Source organism: Qipengyuania seohaensis (assembly GCF_002795865.1).
Classification (GTDB): domain Bacteria; phylum Pseudomonadota; class Alphaproteobacteria; order Sphingomonadales; family Sphingomonadaceae; genus Qipengyuania; species Qipengyuania seohaensis.
This window is the reverse complement of sequence record NZ_CP024920.1, coordinates 2,269,717-2,285,117: the sequence shown is the minus strand read 5'-3', so window position 1 is coordinate 2,285,117 and position 15,401 is coordinate 2,269,717. Positions and strand designations below refer to the sequence as shown.

General features: G+C 64.4%; 16 protein-coding genes and 1 tRNA gene. 11 read left to right on the top strand and 6 right to left on the bottom strand.

Annotated elements, in window-relative coordinates; translation table 11 throughout:
* Window positions 1–27: 27 nt before the first annotated feature.
* From CVE41_RS11205 to CVE41_RS11195, 3 genes are read left to right on the top strand one after another with little or no spacing between them, the layout of a single operon-like run.
* Complete coding sequence (locus CVE41_RS11205; protein WP_100260728.1) at window positions 28–843, top strand: aldo/keto reductase; 816 nt, start codon at window positions 28–30, stop codon at window positions 841–843.
* A 47-nt stretch (window positions 844–890) separates the two neighbouring features.
* Complete coding sequence (gene trhO / locus CVE41_RS11200) at window positions 891–1,844, top strand: oxygen-dependent tRNA uridine(34) hydroxylase TrhO (protein ID WP_100260727.1); 954 nt, start codon at window positions 891–893, stop codon at window positions 1,842–1,844.
* The gene (locus tag CVE41_RS11195) at window positions 1,837–2,448 is read left to right on the top strand and encodes a glutathione S-transferase (protein ID WP_100260726.1); all 612 of its coding nucleotides are present in this window, start codon (window positions 1,837–1,839) and stop codon (window positions 2,446–2,448) included. Before trhO ends, CVE41_RS11195 begins: the two co-directional genes overlap by 8 nt.
* On the opposite strand, the gene CVE41_RS11190 is transcribed toward CVE41_RS11195, so the two are convergent.
* From CVE41_RS11190 to CVE41_RS11180, 3 genes are all read right to left on the bottom strand, one after another.
* Complete coding sequence (locus tag CVE41_RS11190) at window positions 2,445–3,557, bottom strand: ATP phosphoribosyltransferase regulatory subunit (RefSeq protein WP_100260725.1); 1,113 nt, start codon at window positions 3,555–3,557, stop codon at window positions 2,445–2,447. The genes CVE41_RS11195 and CVE41_RS11190 overlap by 4 nt on opposite strands.
* Window positions 3,558–3,585: 28 nt before the next feature.
* Window positions 3,586–5,169: a phosphoglycerate dehydrogenase gene (serA, locus tag CVE41_RS11185; RefSeq protein ID WP_100260724.1), complete on the bottom strand. Its 1,584-nt coding sequence runs from the start codon at window positions 5,167–5,169 to the stop codon at window positions 3,586–3,588.
* Between the two features lie 89 nt (window positions 5,170–5,258).
* Entirely contained in the window at window positions 5,259–6,416 is a 1,158-nt protein-coding gene (locus CVE41_RS11180) for a phosphoserine transaminase (RefSeq protein WP_100260723.1), read from the bottom strand.
* 174 nt (window positions 6,417–6,590) lie between these two features.
* Here CVE41_RS11180 and CVE41_RS11175 point away from each other — a divergent pair, with 174 nt between their 5' ends.
* Window positions 6,591–7,760 (top strand): glycosyltransferase family 4 protein, encoded by a 1,170-nt coding sequence (locus tag CVE41_RS11175; RefSeq protein ID WP_100260722.1) that lies wholly within the window; start codon window positions 6,591–6,593, stop codon window positions 7,758–7,760.
* A 12-nt stretch (window positions 7,761–7,772) separates the two neighbouring features.
* Here CVE41_RS11175 and CVE41_RS11170 read toward each other — a convergent pair whose 3' ends face one another.
* Both CVE41_RS11170 and CVE41_RS11165 read right to left on the bottom strand, forming a co-directional pair.
* On the bottom strand, window positions 7,773–8,210 hold the full coding sequence (locus CVE41_RS11170; protein ID WP_157799495.1) for a hypothetical protein: 438 nt from the start codon (window positions 8,208–8,210) through the stop codon (window positions 7,773–7,775).
* Between the two features lie 75 nt (window positions 8,211–8,285).
* Window positions 8,286–8,933 (bottom strand): PadR family transcriptional regulator, encoded by a 648-nt coding sequence (locus tag CVE41_RS11165; protein WP_232725672.1) that lies wholly within the window; start codon window positions 8,931–8,933, stop codon window positions 8,286–8,288.
* A gap of 101 nt (window positions 8,934–9,034) precedes the next feature.
* On the opposite strand from CVE41_RS11165, the gene CVE41_RS11160 reads away from it, so the two are divergent.
* From CVE41_RS11160 to CVE41_RS11150, 3 genes are all read left to right on the top strand, one after another.
* Window positions 9,035–10,351, top strand: coding sequence for a replication-associated recombination protein A (locus CVE41_RS11160; protein ID WP_100260720.1), 1,317 nt, complete (start codon window positions 9,035–9,037; stop codon window positions 10,349–10,351).
* Window positions 10,344–11,225, top strand: a complete 882-nt coding sequence (locus tag CVE41_RS11155) for a hypothetical protein (protein ID WP_100260719.1) — start codon at window positions 10,344–10,346, stop codon at window positions 11,223–11,225. The genes CVE41_RS11160 and CVE41_RS11155 overlap by 8 nt, the downstream gene beginning before the upstream one ends.
* Before the next feature lie 29 nt (window positions 11,226–11,254).
* Window positions 11,255–11,330: transfer RNA gene (locus tag CVE41_RS11150), tRNA-Thr, on the top strand.
* A 9-nt stretch (window positions 11,331–11,339) separates the two neighbouring features.
* Here the strand turns inward: CVE41_RS11150 and CVE41_RS11145 are convergent.
* Window positions 11,340–11,609, bottom strand: coding sequence for a hypothetical protein (locus tag CVE41_RS11145; RefSeq protein WP_100260718.1), 270 nt, complete (start codon window positions 11,607–11,609; stop codon window positions 11,340–11,342).
* Between the two features lie 112 nt (window positions 11,610–11,721).
* Between CVE41_RS11145 and obgE the strand changes: the two genes are divergently transcribed.
* The 4 genes from obgE (at window position 11,722) to CVE41_RS11125 (ending at window position 15,368) form a co-directional block, all read left to right on the top strand.
* Window positions 11,722–12,783 (top strand): GTPase ObgE, encoded by a 1,062-nt coding sequence (gene obgE, locus CVE41_RS11140; RefSeq protein WP_100260717.1) that lies wholly within the window; start codon window positions 11,722–11,724, stop codon window positions 12,781–12,783.
* A gap of 7 nt (window positions 12,784–12,790) precedes the next feature.
* The gene (gene proB / locus CVE41_RS11135; RefSeq protein WP_100260716.1) at window positions 12,791–13,912 is read left to right on the top strand and encodes a glutamate 5-kinase; all 1,122 of its coding nucleotides are present in this window, start codon (window positions 12,791–12,793) and stop codon (window positions 13,910–13,912) included.
* Window positions 13,909–14,820 (top strand): NAD-dependent epimerase/dehydratase family protein, encoded by a 912-nt coding sequence (locus CVE41_RS11130; protein ID WP_232725671.1) that lies wholly within the window; start codon window positions 13,909–13,911, stop codon window positions 14,818–14,820. The genes proB and CVE41_RS11130 overlap by 4 nt, the downstream gene beginning before the upstream one ends.
* Window positions 14,821–14,945: 125 nt before the next feature.
* A complete protein-coding gene (locus CVE41_RS11125) occupies window positions 14,946–15,368 on the top strand; it encodes a hypothetical protein (protein ID WP_100260714.1) in 423 nt (140 codons plus the stop codon).
* The last annotated feature ends 33 nt before the right edge of the window (window positions 15,369–15,401 follow it).

The following is a 15,401-nucleotide window of genomic DNA, read 5'->3' as shown; positions in this document are numbered from 1 at the left end:
CTCCATTGTTCAGGCAAAGGAGAATTTATGACCGACTATCCCACGCTCAACCTGAACGACGGCCGCCAGATTCCGCAGCTCGGCTTCGGCACCTACAAGATCGACGAGGACAAGGCGCCCGAAGCCGTCTCGACCGCGATCGACGTGGGCTACTGGCTGATCGACACTGCGGCGATCTACCAGAACGAGAAGGGCGTCGGCAAAGGCGTGGGCGAATGGTCCGACATCTTCCTGCAGACCAAGGTCTGGAACGAGAGCCAGGGGTACGAGCGGGCCAAGCGTGCTGCGGACAAGTGCCTGAAGCGGCTGGGCCGCGACCATGTCGACATGCTGCTGATCCACTGGCCCTGCCCCGACAAGGGCGAATTCGTGGACACGTGGAAGGCGTTCATCGAACTGCGCGAGGAGGGCAAGGCCAAGTCCATCGGCGTTTCCAACTTCCGCGAACAGGATTTGCGAAAGCTGGTCGACGAAACAGGGGTGACCCCGGCGCTCAACCAGGTGGAACTGCACCCCAGCTTCCAGCAGCGCGCCCTGCGCAAGGTGCATGAGGAAATGGGCATCGTCACGCAAAGCTGGTCGCCGCTCGGCCAGGGCGAAGGCCTCTCGAACGAGACCATCGAGGCGATTGCGGAAGACACCGGCCAGCCCGCCAGCGCGGTTATCATCCGCTGGCACATCCAGCACGGTTTCTCGACGATCCCCAAGGCCAGCAGCCGCAAGCATATCGAGGCCAATTTCAAGGCCTTGTCGTTCGAACTGTCGGACGACCAGATGGCGCGGATCGACGCCCTCGACAGCGAAGATGGTCGCATGGGCCCCGACCCAAGCGAATTCTGCTGAACAGGAGGGGTGCGAGGCCGCGTGCACGCTGCTAAAGGCGCGCCATCATGACCGAGCACCCCATCCGTATTGCCGCGCTCTATCACTTCACGCGGTTCGACGATCCAGCCGCCCTGCGCCCCGCCCTTGCCGCGCTGTGCGACGAGCACGGCGTCAAGGGCACGCTGCTGCTGGCGCATGAAGGCATCAACGGCACGATCGCCGGAACCGATGCGGGCATCCAGGCGGTGCTCGACCACATCCGCGCCCTGCCGGGCTGCGAGGATCTGGAAGTGAAGGAATCGCGCGCCGACACCATGCCCTTCTATCGCAGCAAGGTGCGCGTGAAGGCGGAAATCGTCACCATGGGCCAGCCCGACCTCGACCCTGTCGAGGGTGTGGGCACCTATGTCGCGCCGGAGGACTGGAACGCGCTGATTTCCGATCCCGACACCATCGTGATCGACACGCGCAACGATTACGAGGTGCAGATCGGTTCGTTCGAGGGCGCGATCGACCCGGAAACCAAGAGCTTTCGCGAATTTCCCGAATGGTTCCGCGCCCGCCGCGCCGAATTCGAGGCCGAGGGCAAGACGCCAAAGATCGCCATGTTCTGCACCGGCGGCATCCGCTGCGAGAAATCGACCGCTTTCGTCAAATCCGAAGGGCTGGACGAGGTTTACCACCTCAAGGGCGGTATCCTCAAATACCTCGAGGAAGTGCCCGAAGAAGAAAGCCTCTGGAAAGGCGAATGCTTCGTCTTCGACGAGCGGGTGAGCGTCAAACACGGCCTCGAAATCGGGGAACACACGCTGTGCCGCGCCTGCCGCATGCCGCTGTCGCCCGACGACCTCTTGCACGAAACCTACGAGGAAGGCGTCTCCTGCCGCCATTGCCACGCAGAGCGCACCGACGAACAGCGCGCCCGCTATGCCGAGCGCCAGCGCCAGTCGAAGCTCGCACGCGAGCGGGGCGAGGCCCATGTCGGCAAGGTGCTGGACCGGGACGAGGACGATGGCTGAACCTGTCCTCTACAGCTTCCGCCGCTGCCCCTTTGCCATGCGGGCGCGCATGGCGCTGCACATAAGCGGGGTGGAGAAAGAACACCGCGAGGTCGTGCTGCGCGACAAGCCCTCAGCGATGCTGGAAGTCTCGCCCAAGGGGACCGTCCCCGTGTTCGTCACCGATGACGGCACGGTGCTGGAGGAAAGCCTCGACATCATGCGCTGGGCTCTCGGCAAGAACGATCCCGAAGGCTGGCTGGAGCGTCAGGACGCAGACCTGCTGGAAGCGACCGACGGGCCGTTCAAGCATCACCTCGACCGTTACAAATACCACACGCGCTACGAGGATGCCGACCCGCTCGAGCACCGCGCGCAGTGCCTCAACCACCTTAAACGCCTGGACGAGCGACTGGAGGATCAGCCCAACCTGTGCGGCGAGCAGCGCGGTTTCGCCGATATCGCGATTTTCCCCTTCGTGCGGCAATGCGCCAATCACGATCGCGACTGGTTCGGCAGTGCAGGGATTGCCAACGTCGCCGCATGGCTCGAACGCCATGTGACGTCCGACCTCTTCGCAGCCATCATGACCAAATATCCGAAGTGGGAGCCGGAAGCGGCCTAGAGCGGTTTCGGTTCGCCGTTATCGAGGCGGTGTGTGCACCCCAGCGATGCCGCGTCGTCCTCTGCGTTGACGGCTGCACGGGTGCGCCAGCCATTGGCGCGAAGGGCTGCCGCTGCAGAGCGGTCGTGGCCGAGCGGCAGGAACACGGTGTCGCGCTGCTCCGCTTCGCCCTTGCCCAAGGCTTCCAAAATCGGTTCCATGTAGAGCGAGAAGCCGGTGGCCGCCTCGTCGCTGCCCTTGATGGAATAGGTGCCGCCGCGGCCCAGCGCACCGCGTGCCTTGTCGGTGTGCAGCGTGAAACCGAACCAGCTCTGGTATCCGAAACCGTGGCGTTCGGACGGGTCCAGCGTCAGGCGCACGCGGTCGCCAAGGATCGCAGCCACTTCGCGCAGCGCCGCAGTCCGGCTGGCGAGCACGCCGCCGACATCCAACGCCGACAGCTTCTCCAGCGCCTGCTCCATCGGCCCTGCGGCATAGAGCAGCGGGAGATAGGCAGCGCCGCCGACAGCCTTGAGGCCACCTGCGTCTTTCATGTCGAGTTCGCGGCGCACCGCTTCACGCTGCTCCACACCGAGCGGTAGCGCTTCTTCGGCCAGCGTATCGACGAGATCGGGCATGGTGAAATCGACCGACAGGCCATCGACGCCGGCTGCCTCCAGCGCATCCAGCGCAACGGAAACAGCTTCGGCGGCGGCTGCCACGCTGTCGCTGCCGACCAGTTCGGCACCCAGCTGCAATCGCTGGCGTGCAGGATCGAGCTGGTCCGCCTTGATCGTGGCGACCTCACCTGCATAGCAAAGGCGCAGCGGGCGCGGCGCATCGCGCAGGGAGGTGGCGGCAATACGGCCGACCTGCACGGTCATGTCGCTGCGCAGGGCCAGCGTGCGCAGGCTTTCGGGATCGGTGAAGCGGATCATGCGGCGCGTCGCCACGCCTTCCATGCGTCCGGCAAGCGAATGCTCGAATTCCACCAGCGGTGGGCGCACACGGTCGTAACCGTGCGCGTCCATCGATTGTAGCACCTGGCGCATGGCGCTGGTGATGGCGGCGGCACGCGCAGGCAGCGCGTCTTCGAGCCCGATGGGCAGGAGATCGTCAGGCTGTGTCATACGGCCAGCGCCCCTGCCCCATCGCGCATCAGAATGCCAGTGGCATTACGGTCTTCACGCCTTCCAGCGCGCAGGCCTTGTCGACGACGTCCTGCGGGATCGGCTGGTCGACGCTGAGCAACAGGATCGCTTCCCCGCCCGCTTCGCGGCGGCCGAGGTTGAAGGTGCCGATGTTGATGCCGTTTTCGCCCAACAGCGAACCGATACGGCCGATGAAGCCTGGCGCGTCTTCGTTGACAATGTAGAGCATGTGGCCGTCGAGCTCCGCTTCGATCCGAACCCCGAAGATTTCGGTCAGGCGCGGCGCATCGGCGCCGAACAGCGTGCCGGCAACCGAACGATCGCCGCTATCGGTGCCCACGGTCACGCGCAGTAGCGTGTTGTAGGCGCCTTCCTTTTCGTGACGGATCGAACGGATATCGAGGCCGCGTTCCTTCGCGAGGAAGGGCGCGTTGACCATGTTCACCGTGTCCGAATACTGGCGCATCAGGCCGGCCAGCACCGCACCTTCGATCGGCTTGCCCGAAAGCTGGGCTGCGGCGCCTTCGCGCTCGATGCTGATCTTGGTGAGATTGCCGTGGGCGAGCTGGCCCACGAGGCTGCCGAGGTTTTCGGCAAGACCCATGTAGGGGCGCAGCTTCGGCGCTTCCTCGGCACTGAGTGAAGGCATGTTGAGCGCATTGGTGACGCCGCCGTTGACGAGGTAATCCGCCAGTTGTTCGGCCACCTGCAAGGCGACATTGACCTGCGCTTCATTCGTGCTGGCGCCGAGGTGCGGCGTGCAGATGAAGTTGGGCTTGCCGAAAAGCGGCGATTCCTTGGCCGGTTCGGTCTGGAATACGTCCAGCGCCGCACCTGCCACCTGGCCGCTGTCGAGCGCATCGGCCAGCGCCGCTTCGTCGATGAGGCCGCCGCGCGCACAGTTGACGATGCGCACGCCCTTCTTGGTCTTGGCGAGGTTTTCGCGGCTGAGGATGTTGCGGGTTTCATCGGTCAGCGGCGTGTGCAGCGTGATGAAATCGGCACGGGCGAGCAACGTGTCGAGATCGACCTTCTCGACTCCGATCTCGACTGCGCGGTCTTCGGTCAGGAAAGGATCGAATGCGATGACCTTCATCTTGAGGCCCTGTGCGCGGCTGGCGACGATCGAGCCGATATTGCCTGCGCCGATCAGACCCAGCGTCTTGCCGGTAACTTCCACACCCATGAAATCGTTCTTCGGCCATTCGCCCGCCTGCGTGCGGCGATCGGCGGCCGGGATCTGGCGGGCAAGCGCCATGATCATCGCGATGGCGTGTTCGGCGGTGGTGATCGAGTTGCCGAACGGGGTGTTCATCACGACCACGCCCTTGCCGCTGGCATAGGGGATATCGACATTGTCGACGCCGATACCGGCGCGGCCGATGACCTTGAGATTGGTCGCCGCGTCGAGGATTTCCTTGGTAACCTTGGTCGACGACCGGATGGCGAGGCCATCGTATTCGCCGATGCGGGCTTTCAGTTCTTCCGGCGTTTCACCGGTGATGACGTCGACGTTGCAGCCGCGCTCTTCGAAAATGCGCGCCGCGTTCGGGTCCATCTTGTCGCTGATGAGGACTTTTGGTTTGCTCATGACGGAATATTCCTGTCGTTCTCCCGGCTTTGCGCCGGGGCATTGATAAGGGAAAAGGCGGCGGCCCGATGCGCGGGCCGCCAGCCGGATCAGCCGTTCTTGACGGTCTCGTAGGCCCACTCGATCCAGGGCAGGAGACGCTTCAGGTCTTCCTGCTCGACCGTGCCGCCGCACCAGATGCGCAGGGACGGCGGGGCGTCGCGATAGCCGTTGAAATCGTAGCCCACGTCGCGCTCTTCCAGCAGCTTGACGATTTTCTTGGGCACGCCAGCTTTGTCCTCGTCGGACAGGCTGTCGTACCAGTCGCCCTGGAAGACGAAGCACACGCCGGTGTTGGTGCGCTTGGCAGGGTCGGAGACCATGTTGCGCAGCCACGGCGTCGCCTCGATCCAGTCGAGCACGATCTTGGCATTGGCATCGGCGCGTTCGAACATCGCCTTGCGCCCGCCCATCGCCTGCGCCCATTCGAGCGCATCGATGTAATCTTCGGTCGCCAGCATGGACGGCGTGTTGATCGTTGCGCCTTCGAAAATGCCGCGGTTGATCTTGTCGCCCTTCTTCAGGCGGAAGAGCTTGGGCAGCGGCCACTGGGGATCGTATTCCTCGATCCGGTTCACCGCCTTGGGGCTCAGGATCAGCATGCCGTGCTGGGCTTCGCTGCCCATCACCTTCTGCCAGCTGTAGGTCGTGGCATCGAGCTTGGCCCAGTCCATCTCCATCGCGAAGACCGCGCTGGTCGCATCGTTGATCGCCAGACCTTCACGGCCTTCGGCCAGCCAGTCGGTGTTGGGGATCTTCGCGCCCGAGGTCGTGCCGTTCCAGGTGAAGACGACGTCATTTTCCTGCGGGATCGACGCGAGATCGGGAATTTCGCCGTAATCGGCATCCAGCGTGGTCAGCTTGGGCAGCTTGAGCTGCTTGACCGCGTCCTGGATCCAGACGTTGCCGAAACTTTCCCACGCCGCGACCGTGGCCGGGCGATCGGGGCGCAGCATCGTCCACATCGCGCATTCCAGCGCGCCGGTGTCCGAGGCGGGCATGATGCCGACCAGGTAATCCTCGGGCACGCCGAGCATCTCCTTCGACAGGTCGATGGCATATTTCAGCCGCGACTTGCCAAGGGCGCTGCGATGCGAGCGTCCGAGCGATTCGGTTTTGAGGTTGGAAGCGGACCAGCCCTTGTGCTTGGCAGTCGGTCCGGACGAAAAGAAAGGGCGCTCGGGTTTGAGCGTCGGTTCGGCAGTCATGTATTCTCTCCTTGCAGAGAGCTCGCGCGGCGTTGGGACCGCGTGGCCCGTCGGCGGCAATAATGTTGCGGTGCGGCGAGTCAATGCGAAATAGGTATGCGTCGGAAAAGGGTGGGTGTGTTGAAACAAGCGCCCTCTCGCCAAAATCGTTCCACTTGCCTAAAGCCCGCGCTGATGGACGTTACGGATCTACGCATCGCGCTGTTCAGCGGGAACTACAACTACACCCGCGACGGGTGCAATCAGGCCTTGAACCGCCTGGCCGAGTATCTCCTGCGGCAAGGGGCAGCCCTGCGCGTCTACGCGCCGGTAGTGGCCGAGCCAGATTTCCCGCCCACCGGCGACCTCGTAAATGTGCCGAACATGCGCATGCCGGTGAAGAATCGCGGCGAATATCGCCTCGGCCTCCCGCTCGATGCGAAGGCGCGCGCGGATCTGGAAGCTTTTGCCCCCAATACCATCCACCTTTCGGCGCCCGACTTCACCGGTCATTCGGCGCTTAACTGGGCGCGCAAGCGCGATATTCCCGTGCTGGCCTCGGTACACACACGCTTCGAGACCTACCCGCAATATTACGGCGCGGGTTTCCTCGAACCTGCGGTAGTCGCGCTGCTGAGGCGCTATTACCAGCGCACCGATGCGCTGGTGGCACCTTCGCAGAGCCAGATCGACGAACTGAAGGCCCAGGGGATGCACGATGACATCTCGATCTGGTCGCGCGGGGTCGACCGCGAAGTCTTCGATCCCTCGCGACGGGACATGGAATGGCGCCGCGCGCACGGCCTTGCAGACGACGACGTGGCGATCGTTTTCCTCGGCCGATTGGTCATGGAAAAGGGTCTCGACGTCTTTGCCGAAACGATCGTCCAGTTGCGCAAGCGGCAGGTTCCGCACAAGGTGCTCGTCATCGGTGACGGTCCGGCGCGCAGCTGGTTCGAAAAGGCGCTTCCCGGCGGCACTTTTGCAGGCTTCAAGACCGGTGCCGATCTCGGCAAGGCGCTGGCGAGCGGGGACATCTTCTTCAACCCTTCGATCACCGAGACTTTCGGCAATGTGACGCTGGAGGCGATGGCCTGCGGGTTGCCCGTGGTGGCGGCAGGCGCGACGGGCGCGGCCAGCCTTGTGACGGACGGCGAGACGGGATGCCTGGTCCCTCCGGGCAAGCCCGAGGTTTTCGCCCCGGCCTGTGCCGAAGCACTGGCGCCCTATTGCACCGACGATGCCCTGCGGCTTGCCCATGGCGCGAACGGAGAGAAAGCCGCACGCGCCTATTCATGGGACGCGATCAACCAAGCGGTGGTCGAAACCTATCTGCGGCTGCACGCCTCTCGCACAGCCGCATAACAGGTGCTGGTCCTAGCGCAGGACGCCCTTCTTCTTCATCGACCAGGCATACCAGAGCTGGAAGATGGCTAGACCCCACAAAAGGATCGGGAACCAGCCGGGCTGCATTTCCGCCAGTTCGGCAGGCATATCCGCTCCCGCTTCATAGACTGTCGTCAGCGCTATACCGATGAGCGAGATGACGAAGGACCAGACGGCGAAGCGGCTGCGCAGCAAAAGCAGGACCGAGCCCATCACCGCGCCCCATACGCCGAGTGCCCAACCAGCTTCCGCCCAGGCGGGAAACTGGTCGAGATAATCGATGCCCGCCTGCGGGTACCCCATGGAATTGAGGTAATCCATGTTCCGCAGCTGCGTCTGCGTGTAATCGTTAGCGCCGAAGCCGTTCCACAACAGCGTCACGATCCCGACCACCCATAGGTGCCAAGGTGCCTTAGTCGCACTATCCATCTGATAATCCTCCCTCTCGCGTCCCTCGGCCGCTAGACTAGCGCCCGGACCGGGAGACGCAAGATTGAGGGCAGATCAGAGCCGTTCGATCTTCTTCGCCAGCTCGTCCACCAAATCGACGATTTCTCGGATTGTGTCGTCGTCCAGCTTTCCCGAGCGAGCGCGGTTCTTGAGTACGTTGGCAAGGTTGCCGACCGCGCGGAACATCTCCGGCGTGGCATAGGCCCGGCGGCGCTCTCCATGTCCTGCAAGCCGGTCGAACAAGGCCTCAACCTCGTCGGCGCGCTCCTCCAGCTCTTCACGTCCGGCATCGCTTACCTCGAAGGCCTTGCGTGTTTCGTCGCCCTTGGCCGGCACGATTGCGCCCTCGTCCTCGAGCAGCGAGAGAGTGGGATAAACCGTGCCCGGGCTGGGCGCATAGCTGCCGCCGGTCAGGTCCTCGACCGCCTTGATCAGTTCGTAGCCATGGCGCGCTTCATCGGCGAGCAGCTTGAGCAGGACGAGGCGCAGTTCGCCCGAACCGAACATGCGGCGACGACGGCGACCGCCACCGCCTTTGCCGAAGGGGCCGCCGGGGCCAAACGGTCCGCCCGGGCCAAACGGCCCTCCGGGTCCGAACGGACCGTCACGCCCGAAGGCATCGTCCCAGCCACCGGCCATCATCGCCGCGTAGGGCATTTTTCCGAGCTTGCGCATCTTGCGCCATTTATGAGCCTTGTGCATCGCATAATCCTATATCTTCGATATTGCTAAGATATATCTTACATCCACGAGCGCAAGCACCCCCTGCAATTTGTCGGCGAACGCACTATGTGATCCGATCAATGGCCGACCTCTTTCCCGAAGATCTCCCCCAGAGCCCCGCGACCGAGAGCGTGCGCGAAGATGCACCGCTTGCCGACCGGCTGCGTCCCAATTCCCTCGCCGAAGTGATCGGACAGGACCATCTGACCGGCCCCGAAGGCGCGATCGGCCGCATGGTAGCGGCAGGCCGCCTTTCCAGCATGATCCTGTGGGGGCCGCCCGGCACCGGCAAGACGACAATCGCGCGCCTGCTGGCGGACAGCGTGGGCATGCGCTTCGAGAGCGTGAGCGCGGTGTTCTCCGGCGTAGCGGACCTCAAGAAAGCCTTCGCCGCCGCAGACAAGGCGGCGCAGGCCGGACAGCGCACGCTGCTGTTCGTGGACGAGATCCATCGCTTCAACCGCGCCCAGCAGGACGGTTTCCTGCCTTTCGTTGAGCGCGGGACTGTGACGCTGGTGGGCGCGACGACGGAAAATCCAAGCTTCGCCCTCAACGCCGCACTACTCAGCCGCGCGCAGGTATTGATCCTCCAGCGCCTCGACCGCGAGGCTCTCGGGCAATTGCTCGACCGGGCGGAAGAGCTGGAAGGCCCCCTGCCCCTCACAGCAGAGGCGCGCGATGCACTGGTGGCGAGCGCCGATGGCGACGGGCGCTTCCTGCTCAACCAGGCGGAAACGCTGTACAACGCGAAGATACCCGAACCGCTCGATCCCGCGGCGCTCGGCAAATTCCTCCAGCGACGCGTCGCGGTCTACGACAAGGATCGCGAAGGCCATTACAACCTCATTTCCGCACTCCACAAGGCGGTGCGCGGCAGCGATGTGCAGGCCAGCCTCTATTACCTCGCGCGGATGCTAACCGCTGGCGAAGAGCCGCGCTTCCTAGCACGACGGCTGGTGCGCATGGCCGTGGAAGATATCGGCATGGCCGACCCGCAGGCGCTGGTGCAATGCATGGCGGCGAAGGACGCTTACGAGTTTCTCGGCAGCCCGGAAGGCGAACTCGCGCTGGTGCAGGCCTGCACCTATCTCGCCACCGCGCCCAAATCGAACGCGGTCTACAAGGCGCAGAAATCCTCGTTCAAAAGCGCGAAGGAAACCGGCAGCCTGATGCCGCCGCAGAACATCCTCAACGCGCCGACCAAGCTGATGAAGGATATCGGCTATGGTTCGGGCTACAGCTACGACCACGATGCAGAGGACGGCTTTTCGGGCGACAATTACTGGCCCGAGGAGATGGAGCCGCAAAGCTATTACCAGCCGGTTGAGCGCGGGTTCGAGCGCGAAGTGAAGAAGCGCCTCGACTATTGGGACAAGCTCAGGCGCGAGCGTGACTGACCGCTTCGACCATTTCGTGGCGATCGACTGGTCGGGGGCGAAAGGGGCGAAGCAGAAAGGCATCGCCGTCGCCATCGCCGATGCAGGCGGCGGCCCGCCGGTACTGGTCGAACGCGGAAAAGGCTGGGGCCGCGAAGATGTCCTCACCATCCTGCGCGACGACCTGCCGGACGATACGTTGGTCGGGGTCGATCTGGGCATCTCCCTCCCCCATGCCGATTGCGGCGCGTTCTTCCCTGCGAACGACGTGCTCCTGCCCCACGCCCCCTCGCTCTGGGCGCTGATCGACGACATCTGCTCGCATGAAGTGAACCTCGGCGCACAGGCCTTTGTCGATCACCCGTCCTACCGTCCCTATTTCCGCGACGGTAGCGATACCGGCGCGCATTTCTTCTGCGACAAAGCCGACCACCGGCGCGGGCGCTTTCGCGTGACCGAGCAGGTGCAGGCCAGCATGGGCTGCAAACCCTATTCGAACTTCAACCTCGTCGGCGCGGCGCAGGTCGGCAAGTCCAGCCTCACCGGCATGCGGATGCTGCACCAGCTGCGCGGACGCCTGCCCGTCTGGCCGGTCGACCCGCTACCCTCCACCGGTTCGGCTCTGGTCGAGATTTATACCAGCCTCGCCGCGCTGGAGGCAGGCCGCAGCGCAGGGCGAGCAAAGATGCGCACGGTCGAGGAATTGAATGCGGCGCTTACCGCCCTCGGGTCGCCTTCGGTACCCGGCAGCGGGGCAATCGACGACCACGCTTCCGACGCGCTGCTGACGGCCGCATGGCTGCGCAAAGTGGCCGGAGAACGGGAACGCTGGGCCCCGCGAGGGCTAACCGATGAAATTGCACGCACAGAGGGCTGGACCTTCGGCGCATTTTAGCCCAAAGGCGCGCGTCGTTGGGTGAACAGGCCGGCTTAGCTCAGTTGGTAGAGCAGTTGATTTGTAATCATCAGGTCGCGGGTTCGACTCCTGCAGCCGGCACCACCCGCCCCCTTAGCCCTCGTTTCCAGCCTCGCTTGCGGCCATCAGGTCCATGAAGTTGCGGGCGGCTTCGCGCTCGTCCTCGTTCTCGAATGCCACGTCGAGATCGGGTGCGGCGCCGAGCATGAAGAGCAGCGACCACAGCGCGAAGCGTTTGCCCGGGTCTGTTTCGAGGCCGAGGTCCACGCGGCAGCGTTCTATGCCCGCTTCCATGCCTGCCGGGGTCACCTCGGTCAGGTCGGGGGTAGCGAAATAGCGGCGCATGAGATCGTCGAACTGCATGAGCGCCCGAGTAGGTGCGAAAGCGGTGCGGCGCAAAGACAATTCGGCAGGGTGCCCAGCTTAGGGGCCACCAATGCTCGCCATCGGCGGCAAAAACGATTAGAGGCGCGCCATGCACTTTCTCGACCAAGCCAAGATCTACCTGAAAAGCGGTTCCGGAGGCCCCGGTGCCGTCAGCTTTCGGCGCGAGAAATATATCCAGTACGGCGGCCCCGACGGCGGCAATGGCGGCAAAGGCGGCGACATCGTTTTCGAAGCGGTCGAAGGCCTCAACACGCTGATCGACTTCCGGTATTCGCAGCATTTCAAGGCGAAGCGCGGTAGCCACGGCATGGGCCGCGACCGGACCGGCGCAGGCGCTCCCGACCTGGTGATCCAGGTTCCGGTCGGCACGCAGGTCCTGTCCGAAGACAAGGAAGAAGTGCTCGCCGATTTCACCGAAGCGGGACAACAGGTCGTCTTCCTCGAAGGCGGTATCGGCGGACGCGGCAACGCCAGCTACAAGAGCTCGACCAACCGCGCCCCGCGCCAGCACCAGCCGGGCGAAGCGGGCGAGGAGATGTGGGTCTGGCTTCGGCTCAAGCTGCTGGCGGACGTGGGCCTGCTGGGCCTGCCGAACGCGGGCAAGTCGACCTTCATCAACCAGGTCACGAATACCAACGCGAAGGTCGGGGCCTATGCCTTCACCACGCTGGTGCCCAAGCTGGGCGTCGTGCGGCACAAGGGCCGCGAATTCGTCGTTGCCGACATTCCCGGCCTGATCGAGGGCGCTGCCGAAGGCGCAGGGATCGGCGACCGCTTCCTCGGCCATATCGAACGTTGCCGCGTGCTGATCCACCTGATCGACATTGCCGGCGACGATCCTGCCGACGCCTATCGCACAGTGAATGCAGAGCTCGAGGCCTACGGCGCAGGCCTGCTCGACAAGCCGCAGCTGGTCGTGCTGAACAAGCTCGACCTTGCCGACAAGGAACTGGGCACGGCGTTCGCCGACGAACTGCTGGCCGCAGGGGCGGAAAAGGTCTTCTCCATCTCCGGCGCGACGGGCGCAGGGATCGAGGAGCTGATGGACGCGGTCCTGAGCTATCTGCCCGATCGCACGTCGACCGAAACCAAGGCCGCCCCTGTCGACGATACAGATGCCGACGACGCATCCGACTGGTCGCCTCTCTGATCACGCGATGGCCATAGCCTCCCTCGCCGACATTCGTTCTGCCAGGCGCCTGATCGTCAAGGTCGGGTCGGCCCTGCTGATCGAAAACGGTGAAGCGCGGCGCGGCTGGCTGGCGGGATTGGCCGGCGAACTGGCCGAATTGAGGGAAGCGGGCACCGAAATCATCGTGGTATCCTCGGGCGCGATTGCGCTGGGTGCTGCGCGCCTCGGCCTGCCGAAGGGTGGCCGCGCGAGCCTCGCCGATGCGCAGGCGGCCGCGTCCGTCGGGCAGGTCGAACTGGCGCGGGTCTGGGGAGAGGCGCTGGCGGCGCATGGCATGCTCGCCGCGCAGATGCTCGTGACGCTGGGCGATCTCGAGGATCGCAGGCGCTATCTCAACGCCTCCGCAACGCTCCAGCGGCTGGTCGAAACCGGCGCGGTGCCGGTCGTCAACGAGAACGACAGCGTGGCGACCGAAGAAATCCGGTTCGGCGACAACGACCGGCTTGCCGCCCGCGTGGCGCAGGCCGCAGGCGGGGATGCGGTCCTGCTGCTTTCCGACGTCGACGGGCTCTACGATCGCCACCCGGGCGAGGATGGCGCGCAGCTGATCGAAAAGGTCGAGGGCGTTTCACCCGAAGTCATCGCCATGGCGAGCACCGAATCGGGATCGGGCATGGGCTCGGGCGGCATGGTGGCCAAATTGCAGGCCGCGCGCATTGCCGAGCGCGCCGGGATCTGCCTCGCGATCATCAACGGCACATATGACGCCCCCATCGGCAGGGCGCTGGACAGCGGGACCGGCACCTTGTTCACCGCGCAGGGCGAGGAGAGCGCACGCAAGGCGTGGCTGTCCGGGCGGCTGGCCCCCGCTGGCGTCCTGACGGTCGATCCCGGTTGCACAGCTGCACTCGCCAATGGCGCGAGCCTGCTCGCGGCAGGTCTCACTGCGGTCGAGGGCGATTTCCAGCGCGGTGACCTTGTCGCGATCCACGGCGCCAAGGGCGAGCGGCTGGGCCAGGGCCTCGTCGAATACAGCGCCGCCGAATGCCGCCAGATCGTGGGCCTGCGCGAAGACGAACAGGCCGCAAAGCTCGGCTATTCACCCCGCGCGGCCGTCGTCCACCGCGACCATATGGTGCGCGCGTGATCATCGCACTGACAGGAGCCACCGGCTTCGTCGGCCGGGCCGTGCTCGACGTCGCTGGCGACCGGGATATCCGGGTACGTGCGCTGACCCGCCGTGCGCAGGACGAAACGGCCGGAGTGGAGTGGATCGAGGGCAGCCTGTCCGACATCGCATCGTTGGAAACACTTTGCGAAGGCGCCGACGCCATCATCCACGTGGCAGGCCTGACCAACACGCCCGATCCCGCTGCTTTCCACGAGGCGAATGTCGAGGGAACCTCGCGCCTGATCGATGCCGCCAAGGCGAAGAAAGTGAAACGCTTCGTCTTCGTCTCTTCCCTCGCCGCGCGCGAGCCGGGCTTGTCGGCCTATGGCGCATCGAAGGCGGAAGCAGAAAAGCTGGTCGAGGCAAGCGGCCTCGACTGGACCACCGTGCGCCCGCCCGGCGTCTACGGTCCTCGCGATGTCGACTATTTCGAGATGTTCCGCAGCGCGAAATTCGGGTTTCTGCCCCTGCCCCCGCGCGGTGCCAGTTCGCTCATTCATGTGCACGACCTTGCGCGTCTCCTGCTCGACCTCGTCGATGCGTCGCCTGCGTTGGTGAGACGCAAACTGTTCGAGCCGGACGACGGTCGCGAAGGCGGCTGGGGTCATGACGAGCTTGCCAAGGCGATCGGGCACGCCGTGGGCCGCCGCGTTTTCGCGCCTCACCTGCCCAAGAACGTGCTGGAACTGGGCGCAAAGGCCGACGAGATCCTGCGCGGCGAAAAGGCGCGCCTGACCGCCGACCGGGTCGGCTACATGACCCACCCGAACTGGGTATCGCGATCCGCAATGAAGGTGCCCGCAGCCGTGTGGGAGCCCCATATCGAAAGCCGCGACGGCCTGAAGCTGACCGCGCAATGGTATCGCGACGAAGGCTGGCTCTGAGCCGGATTTGCATTTCAGCGTGGGCGCAATTGCCCTCGTCGCTCCTCCCCCCTAGGGTCCGCGCAGGGTTGCGAGTCGTGAGCGGAAAAATCCGCCTTCATTCACGGGTCGCATTGGAGGTCTTCATGAGAAAACTGATACTCGTCGCAAGCGCGGCGATCCTGGCAGGCTGTTCGCAGGCTGCCGAAGAAGAAGTCGTTGACGAACCGGTGGAAGAAACCGCCGTGGTGGAAGAGGCCGGCATTGCCGCCGATGGTCAGCCGACCGCGGGAATGTACCGTGTCACGTCTTCGGACGGGACCGTGTACGACGAGGATCTTCGCACCGACGGAACCTACACCCAGTCGCTCAATGGCGAAGTGGTCGAAACCGGAACGTGGGAGCAGAAGTCGCCGAGCCAGTACTGCTACACTGCCGACGAAGCCTATGTCGACGAAGACACGCCCGCCGAGCAGCAATGCAACACCGAGCAGATCGGCGAAGACGGCGTCTGGACGTCGACCAATGCCGCCGGCGAGACTGCGGTCGTCGAACGCGTAGAAAGCTGAGTTGAACCAATCGGGGCGCGGGGGATCGATCCC